Raw genomic sequence first — 9,771 nt, 5'->3', positions numbered from 1 at the left:
GATGACGACCGGCTGACCGTCGCCGATCGCGTCGCCCGGATTGACGATGACCCGTTCGCCGGCGCGCAGGCCGGTGCGAATCTCCACGCGCGTTCCAAAATCGCGGCCGAGCGTGACGGGAAGCAACCTCACGCGGTTCTTGTCGTCGACGATGGCTACTTGCACGCCCGACGGGCGGAACAGCAGCGTGTTGGCGGGCAGCGACAGCGAAGCCTTGGACGATGCGAGCATGAGGGTGACCTGCGCATAGGCACCGGGAGGCACCGCGCCATCGGCATTGTCCATATCGACTTCGACGCGCAGCGTGCGGCTTACCGGATCGATGGCACCCGAGGTGCGGGCGACGGCACCGATAAAGACTCTTCCCGGGTACTGCGGCAAGCTGAGTGTGGCGCGCGAGCCCAGCGCCACGCCCGCCGCGTCGTCCTGCGGCACGTTGACGAAGACCCGCAGCTTGTCGGTTTCCGACAGCTTGAACAGCGCTGCCGGCGCGCCGCCATTGCCTGCGTCGACCAGGGCGCCCACGTCGACATTGCGTACGGTCACCACGCCATCGAAGGGGGCGCGGATCGTTTCGAACGATTGCAACTGCTGCAAGCGACCCACGTTGGCCTGCGCGGCGGCGAGCATCGCCTGCCGGGCTTTCATGGTGCTCACGTCCTCGTCGCTGGATTGCTGGGATACGGCATGGCTTTTGAGCATGTCTTCCCAACGCGATGCGGTAGCTTTGGCGATCTGGTAATTCGCCGATGCGGTTGCCGCATCCGCGCGCGCCTGGGAGAGCTGGGCATCGATCTCCGGCGATTCGATCACGGCGAGCAGTTGCCCGCTCTGAACGTGCGTGCCGATGTCGGTCAGCCAGCGGCTGAGGTAGCCGCTCGTTCGTGCGTAGATGCTGGCCTCCTGGAATGCCTCTACGTCGCCGGGAAGTACCAGCGATGCTTGCGGCGGTGCTTGCTCAGGGGCGACGACGGCTACTGTCGGTACGCTCAAGGCGGCGGTCTGGCGCGCGACCGCTGCGTGCGCGAATAGGCGTGGCAGGCCACCCGTAGCCAGGGCAAGACACACGACACCCACCGGGACGGCCAGCAACACCTTTGAACGTGACGATGGGGAAAGCGGCTTGGATGCGGACATGAGGACTCTCCGTCAGGGCGTCGAGTTAGGGGAGGAAAGTGCGGGCGCGGATGTCTGGCGCCGGCCGAGCCATGCGTGTACGGATGCAAAGGCCACGGGGACGAAAACGAGCGTGGCCACCGTGCCGAACATCAAGCCGCCGATGACCGCTCGCCCCAGAGGGGCGTTCTGCTCGCCACCGTCGCCCAATCCGAGGGCCATCGGCAGCATGCCGATGAGCATGGCAAGCGCCGTCATGAGCACGGGACGGAACCGGGTGCTGCCCGCATCGAAGGCGGCCTGAAGCGGTGCGGCGCCTTCATGGATGCGATCGCGCGCGAAGCTGACGACCAGGATGCTGTTGGCGGTGGCGATACCGATGCACATGATGGCGCCGGTCAATGCCGGGACGCTGATCGTTGTGCGGGTGACGAAGAGCATCCATGCCATGCCGGCCAAGGCGCCCGGCAGCCCGCTGATGATGACCAGCGGATCGGTCCATGACTGGAAGTTCACCACCATCAACGCGTAGACCAACAGCACCGCAAAGGCGAGCCCGAGCAGCAATCCCTGAAAGGACGACTGCATGGTCTGTACTTCGCCGCGTACCGCGATGCTCGATCCCGGAGGCAAATGCGCTCGGGCGGTAGCCACCAGGCGATCGATATCTCCCGCGACAGCGCCAAGGTCGCGCCCCTGTACGCCAGCGAAGATATCGATCACCGGCTGCACGTTGTAGTGCGACACCACGGCATCCTGGGAGGCGCGGCTGAGTGTGCTCAGCGAGCCGAGAATGGGCGGCGCCCCCTGCTGGCTGCCGTCGCCTGCCGTCAGGGGAATATTGCCCAAGGCCTGCAATGAATCGATGGTGTACTGCGGCGCCTCCGTCATCAGCGGATAGCTCACGCCATTCTTGGGGTTCAGCCAGAAGTTCGGCGAGGTCTGCGAGCTGCCCGAGAGCGCAATCAGCAGATTCTGCGCGATGGTGCGTTGCTGGAAGCCGGCCTGGATCGCCTTGACGCGATCGACGTCCACATTGATCGACGGCGCATCGTTCGGCTGCTGGATGCGCGGGTCTACCAGGCCGTCGACGTGGCGGAATTCGGCCAACAGGTCTTCGGCGACCTTTCGGTTACCGGCCTTGTCATTGCCCACGACTTGCACATCGATGGGCGAGGGCAAGCCGAAGTCCAGGGTCTGGCTGATGATGTCCGCCGGGAGGAACGAGAACGTCACGCCGGGGAAATCCCGATTGAGCTGGCTGCGCAAGGCAGAAACATAAGTCACCGTGGGGCGATGGTTCGGCTTGAGCGAAATCAGGATGTCCGCATCCGCCGAACCCACGGGCAAGGACGAGTCGTAGGTCATGTTGATGCCGCTGACCGGCAAGCCGATGTTGTCCAGCACGCTGCCAAGTTCCTGAGGCGGAATGGCTGTGCGGATCCGCTGTTCCACCAGATCGACCAGGCGCGCGGTCTGCTCGATGCGCGTACCCGTATGCGCCCGCATGTGAAGGCGGATCTCGCCCGTATCCGACGCCGGGAAGAAGTCGCGTCCGAGGAAGGGCACCAGCACCAGGGATCCGGCGCAGACGATGGCGAACGTCACCGCCAGGCGACGCGGATGGGCAAGCGCGGTACGCAATGCGTTCTCGTAACGTGCGTGGATGTTTTCGAAGCCGCGTTCGAAACGTTGCTGGAATCGGCTGAACTTCCCGCGGCGTTCTTGGCCGATCTCTTTCGTCGCACGGTCGTTGCGCAGCATGTACATGGCCAGCGTGGGAATGAGCGCGCGCGAGAAGAAGTACGAAGCCAGCATCGCGAAAACGACAGCCTCGGCCAGGGGCACGAACAGGTAACGCGCCACGCCGGAAAGCAAGAACATCGGCAGGAACACGATGCAGATAGACAGGGTCGACACCAGGGTGGGCAGCGCGATCTGGGCCGACGCGTCGATAATCGCATCGTGTAGCGACTTGCCCATATCCCGGTGATGACTGATCGCCTCGATGGCCACCGTGGCATCGTCGACGAGAATACCGACGGCCAGCGCCAGGCCGCCAAGGGTCATGATATTGATCGTCTGCCCGAGCGCGGAGAGTGCGATCAGCGATGTCGCCACGGACAGGGGAATCGTGATGGCGATAATCAGCGTGGAACGCCAGCTGCCGAGAAACAGCAGGATCATGATCGCCGTAAGCCCCGCAGCCACCAGGCCTTCACGGACGACGCCCTGCACGGCTGAGCTGACGAATACCGACTGGTCGGAAACCGGCTTGATATCGAGCGCTTTAGGGAGGCCCGCGGCAATCTTCGGCAACAGTCCCTTGACCGATGCAATGATGTCGAGCGTCGATGCGTCGCCGGATTTCTCTACCTGCAGCAGCGCCGAACGGGTGCCGTCCACCCGCACGATATTGGCTTGCGGTGCAAAGCCGTCGCGGACGGTCGCCACGTCGCGCAGATAGGTGACCCCGCCGTTGGTGGCCTTCACCGGCATAAGATTCAATGCGTCGACGGAGGTCGGGCTGCCATTGAGATTCACGTTGTATTCGAGCGCACCGATCTTGGCGGTACCGCCGGGAAGAATCAGGTTCTGCGCGTTGACCGCGTTGACCACATCCAGTGGCGAAAGCCCATGGGCCTGCAGCGCTTTCGGGTCGATGTCCACCATGATCTGCCGCACTTTGCCGCCAAACGGCAGGGGGATAGCGGCGCCTTGCACCGTGGCCAGCTGGGTGCGGATGAAGTTGTTGCCAAGGTCGTACAGTTGCTGCTCCGGCAACGAATGGCTCGATAGCGCCAACTGGAGGATCGGCACTGTGGATGCGTTGTACGAGATCACCAGCGGCGGCAGCGTCCCGGGAGGAAGCACACGAAGAATGGACTGCGCATTGGCCGACGCTTCCGCAATGGCGCGATTGATATCGGCGCCCTCGTGGAAATACACCTTGATCACGGCGACGCCGTTGACCGTCTGCGATTCCACGTGCTCGATGTTGTCGACATCGGAGGTCAAGGCACGCTCATAGGGCGTGGTGATGCGGTTGGCCATGTCGTCGGCCGAGAAGCCGTTGAACGACCACACGATGCTCAGCACGGGTATGTTGATATTGGGGAAGATGTCCGTCGGGGTCCTCAGCACCATCAGCGGGCCGATGACGGCCAGCAGGAGGGCCAGGACAACGAAGGTATATGGCCGCCGCAGCGCCAGTTGGACGATCCACATAGCGGGCTCCGTCTTGGACAGGTCAGGTCGCGAAGAAGGCTAGATTCCGGGCGCTTGCGCGCGCCTGACGGCTTCCTGACAAATCTGTAATCACGTCCCTGGGGCGCCCCGCGTATGATCGGCTCAGGCACCACACGAGAGTTCCCATGCGCCTGCTGGTCATCGAGGACGAAAAGAAAGCTGGCGAGTACCTGAAGAAAGGGCTCGAGGAGTCCGGGTATACCGTGGATGTAGTGGGCAACGGTATCGATGGCCTGCACCAGGCAATCGAAGAAGACTATGACCTGGTCGTTCTCGACGTCATGCTTCCGGGCATGGACGGGTGGGAGGTGCTGCGGCGTGTCCGCGCAAAGAAGGACACGCCGATACTCCTGCTCACGGCGATTGACGAATTGGAGGAGCGCGTACGTGGGCTCGAACTCGGCGGCGACGATTACCTGGTCAAGCCGTTTGCCTTCGTGGAGCTGCTGGCGCGCATTCGAACGCTGCTCCGGCGCGGTCCGCCGCGCGATATCGAGCACGTCCATATCGGCGATCTGGAAATCGACGCCGTGCGCCGCCGGGTGCGCCGCAGCGGTCAGCGCATCGACCTGACGCCCAAGGAGTTCTCGCTGCTGCAGCTATTGGCCCGTCGGCGCGGTGAGGTGCTGAGTCGCACACAGATCGCTTCCTATGTGTGGGACATGAATTTCGACAGCGATACTAATGTGGTCGAGGTCGCGATCCGGCGCCTGCGCGCGAAGATCGACGATGGGCACGACACGAAGCTCATCCATACCGTACGCGGCATGGGTTATGTGCTGGACGAAGAGCGGGAGGATAGTTGATGCGGCGTATGTCCCTCAGCGCGCGCCTCACCGCGACCTTCGTGGCCATCACCGCGGCCTGTTTCATCCTGGTGGGGTGGCTCCTGTATCGGGCCGCCGAGCAGCGCATCTATGAGCAGGACGAGACCAACCTGGTGCTCTCCGCGCGCCATATCCGGCGATTTGTGGCCGAACTCGGTTCCGTGGACGATCTGAAGGCTCACCAGGATCGAGTGACAATCAGCGTGCTTGGCGATCCCAGTAACGCGCTGCGTATTGTCGACGGCGCGGGCCGGATCGTCGTGGACCACAATGCGATGGGCTATCGGCTCGATATTCAAAGCGTCGTGCCGACGGACCAGCGGATCGTATCTTCCATGCTGCGCACCTGGCATGACGACCGAGGTTTGCCCATACGTGGCGTGGCCGTGGTTGGGCAACTACAGGACGGTGCGCGCGTGACGATCGTCGTGGCGCGCTCGCTGGCGGACCGCGAGGTGCTGCTGCGGCGATACGGGCGCGATATGGCCTTGCGCCTGCTCGCGGGCATGCTTGCCGCGATTTTGCTTAGCTATGTGCTGGTGCGGCGGGCATTGCGGCCGTTGCACTCCATGGCCACCGATGCGGCCACCATCCATGCGCAAAGTCTTCACACGCGATTGTCCGCGGGCAACGCGCCGGCGGAGCTGCACGCATTGTCCGGTGCCCTGAACGATATGCTGGATCGTCTTGAGAACGGCTTTGCGCGCGTATGGCAGTTCACGGTCGATCTGGCTCACGATCTACGTACGCCCATCGGGAATTTGCGTGGAACGAACGAGGTTGCGCTGACCCGCCCGCGCACGTCCGCGGAGTACCAGGCCTTGCTCGGTTCCAATATCGAGGAGTGCGATCGCGTCAGCCGAACCATCGAAAGCGTGCTGTTCCTTGCGCGTGCGGACAATCCGCAGTTCGCGCTTCAACGCGTGACGCTTGACGTTGAGGCCGAGCTGGAGCGTATCGCGGACTATTTCGAAGGTGTCGCCTCCGAAGCCAGGGTTGCCATCGAGATTTCCGGAGGCGCCACCATCGATGCGGATCGCGAGCTATTCCGTCGCGCGGTGGGCAACCTTCTGTCCAATGCCTTGCGCTATACCCCGCCGGAGCAAGTCATCAAGCTGGTCGCCGGGGAGGCGAACGGCACGGTGACCGTTGCCGTCGAGAATCCGGGGGCGGGCATTCCCGCGGAGCATCTGGAAAAGCTGTTCGACCGCTTCTACCGGGTGGATCGCTCCCGCAGCGACTCGGCAAGTTCCACCGGCCTTGGCCTATCCATCGTCAAGAGCATCATGGAACTTCATGGCGGGCGCGTGACTGTCGAAAGTCAGCTGCGGGGTATTACACGATTCGTACTCTGGTTTCCGGCGCGGAGAACGTCATAGCCTGCCGATCACGATAGATCGTGGCGCGTCATCGCTCACCGTTCCGGCCAATACCAGGCAGGCTCGTCCAACGTTCGCTGCCCCACGACGCGTGTCTGGCTGACATCCTTCTCCAGCGCAATCGAGTGGCAATCGGGAGCGGCCTCCAAAGCCGCGATCAATCGAGAGGCATGCGATACCACCCAAACCTGGCTGCGCCTTGAGGCGTGGGCGATAAGGCGCGCAAGGGCCGGCAGAAGATCGGGATGAAGACTGGTCTCCGGCTCGTTCAACACCATGAGCGGCGGAGGCCTTGGGGTATGGAGCGCGGCGATCCAAAGCAGATATCGCAAGGTTCCATCGGACAGTTCCATGGCCGAAAGCGGCCTTAATAGCCCGTGTTGCGAAAACATCAATGTGAAACGCCCGCCATCGAGGGATATATCGACCTTCGCTCCTGGGAAGGCATCTTCCACCGCCGCATCGAGCGCTTCGGAATCGCCGATTTCCCGGATGGTCTGCCAGGCTGCGGCCAGGTCGGCACCATCGTGGCCCAGCACTACCGTACGCGTCCCCATCTGAGCCTGCCGCGCGGGAGCTTCGCGGTCCGACCGAAAGTGATCGTAGAAGCGCCACGCCCGGACAAGCTCGCGCACACGAATGGCTTCGGGAGCGCGTTCGGGATCGGCGACCTGTGTAAACAAACTTTCGAACGCACTGAGATGATCGGATAACGTGCGCCACTGGCGTCCATCCCGAACGCGTGCCAAGGGACCTCGCCGATCGACGAGCACATTGGAAGACCGCAGGAACGGGCCGCTCCAGATGGCCTCGCGCTTGAATTCGGGATCCAGGGCGAAGGCCGTCGGCGCCTGAGGAGGCGGCGGAAAGCCCAGGTCCATGGCGTAGCCGAAGTCCTCGCCGGCGAACCCCAGTTTCAAACCGATCGGTTGTTGCCTGACGACGCCCTGGATCGGCGCTTCTCCTTTGCGCATGGCATCGGATATGCGTTCGGGACCGGCCCATAGCGCGGAGGTCAATCCACCCTCGCGGGCCAGCGCTCCGACCACCCCGCCACCGGCCGTTTCGGCGAGCAAGCGTAGAGCGCGATAAAAATTCGATTTACCGCTGCCGTTGGCACCGGTAATCAGATTCAGCCGCCCCAGGGGCACGACGAGAGAGCGGATGGAGCGATAGTTGGCGATCGCCAAAGTCTTCAGCATCCCATATCCCCTGAACGATCCGACGATGGAACATCACAGCATGATAGAAGCGACCGGTCTCCGTTGTTGAGACTGCAAGGTAGATCGCGCTGATATGGAAAAAAAGCGGGTCCTATCGTTGTGGGGCCACATCAGGGAACCTCTGAAACCGGCTCTTCTGCAGGAGCGATTTCAGTCGCGATAATCCTGCCTTATCGCAAGTCCTTGTCGCGACTGAAGTCGCTCCCACAACGATAGGATCCGTTTTCCTATATGGGACGATCAGCGGTTTCTTATTCGATTTCATCGATCTTCGCCGCTTTCTTCCAAGTGCGCGTCGTTGTTGCGTGCTCAGCAGTTAACCTAAAGAAGATCGCTGATTTCAAGCGAATCTATGATCTCGATCTCACTGCTGCCGATAGCCATCAATTACGCGAGTGAAACATCTTCAAGGAGGGCGGTTGAAAGGCGATAATTCATGATGAAACGTGAACGTTGAAAGATGGATGACATGACAGTAGAGACTTCTCAGCCGCTTCTTATTGCCGGCGGCGGTATCGCCGGCTTGGCTACTTCGCTCGCCCTGAAGCAACGCGGTATCGAATCCATCGTGATTGAGCATCGATCGCTCGCAGCGGACGCGGGGCTGGCAATCAATCTTCCCGGCAATGCCATAGCGGCGCTCGAAAACCTCGGGCTGCATGCCGACATCGATCGCCTCGGCCATCCGGTGCGCCGTCGTGAATATCGCGCCCAGGACGATCGGGTTCTTGCCGTTATCGATGAAGATGCTTTCTGGAGCGATGCCATGCGGCCTCGTGCGGTGCGACGCGCCGATCTCATCGCCATGCTCGGTGCGCATCTGGACGCTTCTGCGAACCGGCTGAATCGTTCCGTCAAAGGTGTTCGCCAGGACGCTGCCACCGCGTATATCCAGCTGGACAACGGCGACGAACTCTCTGCACCTTTGCTGGTGGGTGCCGATGGCGTCCGCTCTACCGTCCGCCAGGCGCTCATGGGAACGACACACGCCTCCGCATCGCGCCTGGCTTCTGCCAGCTGGCGGTTCATGGCGCCCAATCCGGGAGTGGATGGCTGGACGCTATGGACCGGCAAGCGAGGCATGATCCTCCTTCTGCCCGTCGATGACAGGACCGTCTATGGTTGGGTGGCGCTGGCGTCGGAGGATGTCGGTGCGACCGAGCTGCAGAAGCTGCACGATGTGTTCAAGGACTTTCCCGAGAGAGTGCGGACGGCCTTGTCGTGGGCCTTGGCGCATCCGGACGATCTCTATCATTCGCCTATCGAGGAAGTTCGATTCGACCGATGGAGCGAAGGTCGTGTCGTTCTTCTGGGCGACGCGGCGCATGCCACCGCGCCTGTGTGGGCCCAGGGCGCCGCGTTGGCGATGGAAGATGCAGTGGCGCTCGCGCGCCTTGTGGCTGAATCCGACGATATCGCCGGGGTCGGGCGCCGTTTCGAAGATGCGCGGCAATCGCGGGTTCGGCACGTGCAGGCAATGACCGATCGGCTCGCAAAGACGGCGCGCCTTCCTTACGGTCTGCGGCGGTTGATGATGCCGTTTGTCGTTCCGCGTAGCTATCGGGCGACGTACGATCCGCTTCGGCGAATTTGAGCGACCAACAAAACATACGTCGCGTTCTGCGTGCGAGGCTGCCCCCTCACCCCAGCCCTCTCCCCCGGCGGAGCCAGGGGAGAGGGAGCCGACTGAGGTAAGCCTCAGTACATCGCACTTGCGCACACTGCTCCCTCGAAAAACCTGTCAATGACTTGGACACAGCGAAAACGGATCCTATCGTTGTGGGAGCGACTTCAGTCGCGACAGGACTTGCGATAAGGCACGATTGTCGCGACGAAAGGGAACGTCTAAAAACCTCTCAATCGCCCGAATATAGCGAAAGCGGATCCTATCGTTGTGGGAGCGACTTCAGTCGCGACAAGGACTTGCGGTGAGGCACGATTGTCGCGACTAAAGTCGCTCCCACAGAAAGCAAGTTT

6 protein-coding genes are annotated in these 9,771 nt (G+C 62.2%); 3 read left to right on the top strand and 3 right to left on the bottom strand.

From position 1 onward, the window contains the following. Together VIM98_RS18325 and VIM98_RS18320 are read right to left on the bottom strand one after the other, a co-directional pair. Positions 1–1,137, bottom strand: a 1,137-nt coding sequence (locus tag VIM98_RS18325; RefSeq protein WP_331994543.1) for an efflux RND transporter periplasmic adaptor subunit, incomplete at its 3' end; no start/stop codon positions are given. Positions 1,138–1,149: 12 nt separating this feature from the next. Then, on the bottom strand, positions 1,150–4,344 hold the full coding sequence (locus VIM98_RS18320) for an efflux RND transporter permease subunit (protein ID WP_331994542.1): 3,195 nt from the start codon (positions 4,342–4,344) through the stop codon (positions 1,150–1,152). Positions 4,345–4,490: 146 nt separating this feature from the next. On the opposite strand from VIM98_RS18320, the gene VIM98_RS18315 reads away from it, so the two are divergent. Both VIM98_RS18315 and VIM98_RS18310 read left to right on the top strand, forming a co-directional pair. Then, the gene (locus tag VIM98_RS18315) at positions 4,491–5,171 is read left to right on the top strand and encodes a heavy metal response regulator transcription factor (RefSeq protein ID WP_331994541.1); all 681 of its coding nucleotides are present in this window, start codon (positions 4,491–4,493) and stop codon (positions 5,169–5,171) included. Beyond that, complete coding sequence (locus tag VIM98_RS18310) at positions 5,171–6,571, top strand: heavy metal sensor histidine kinase (protein ID WP_331994540.1); 1,401 nt, start codon at positions 5,171–5,173, stop codon at positions 6,569–6,571. Before VIM98_RS18315 ends, VIM98_RS18310 begins: the two co-directional genes overlap by 1 nt. 35 nt (positions 6,572–6,606) lie before the next feature. Here the strand turns inward: VIM98_RS18310 and VIM98_RS18305 are convergent, their stop codons facing one another. Further along, complete coding sequence (locus tag VIM98_RS18305; protein ID WP_331994539.1) at positions 6,607–7,773, bottom strand: AAA family ATPase; 1,167 nt, start codon at positions 7,771–7,773, stop codon at positions 6,607–6,609. A gap of 481 nt (positions 7,774–8,254) precedes the next feature. On the opposite strand from VIM98_RS18305, the gene VIM98_RS18300 reads away from it, so the two are divergent. Further along, positions 8,255–9,388, top strand: a complete 1,134-nt coding sequence (locus VIM98_RS18300) for an NAD(P)/FAD-dependent oxidoreductase (RefSeq protein WP_331994538.1) — start codon at positions 8,255–8,257, stop codon at positions 9,386–9,388. The last annotated feature ends 383 nt before the right edge of the window (positions 9,389–9,771 follow it).

It is taken from the genome of Dyella sp. (assembly GCF_036568765.1).
Lineage (GTDB): Bacteria > Pseudomonadota > Gammaproteobacteria > Xanthomonadales > Rhodanobacteraceae > GSA-30.
This window is presented reverse-complemented; position numbering and strand designations above follow the sequence as displayed.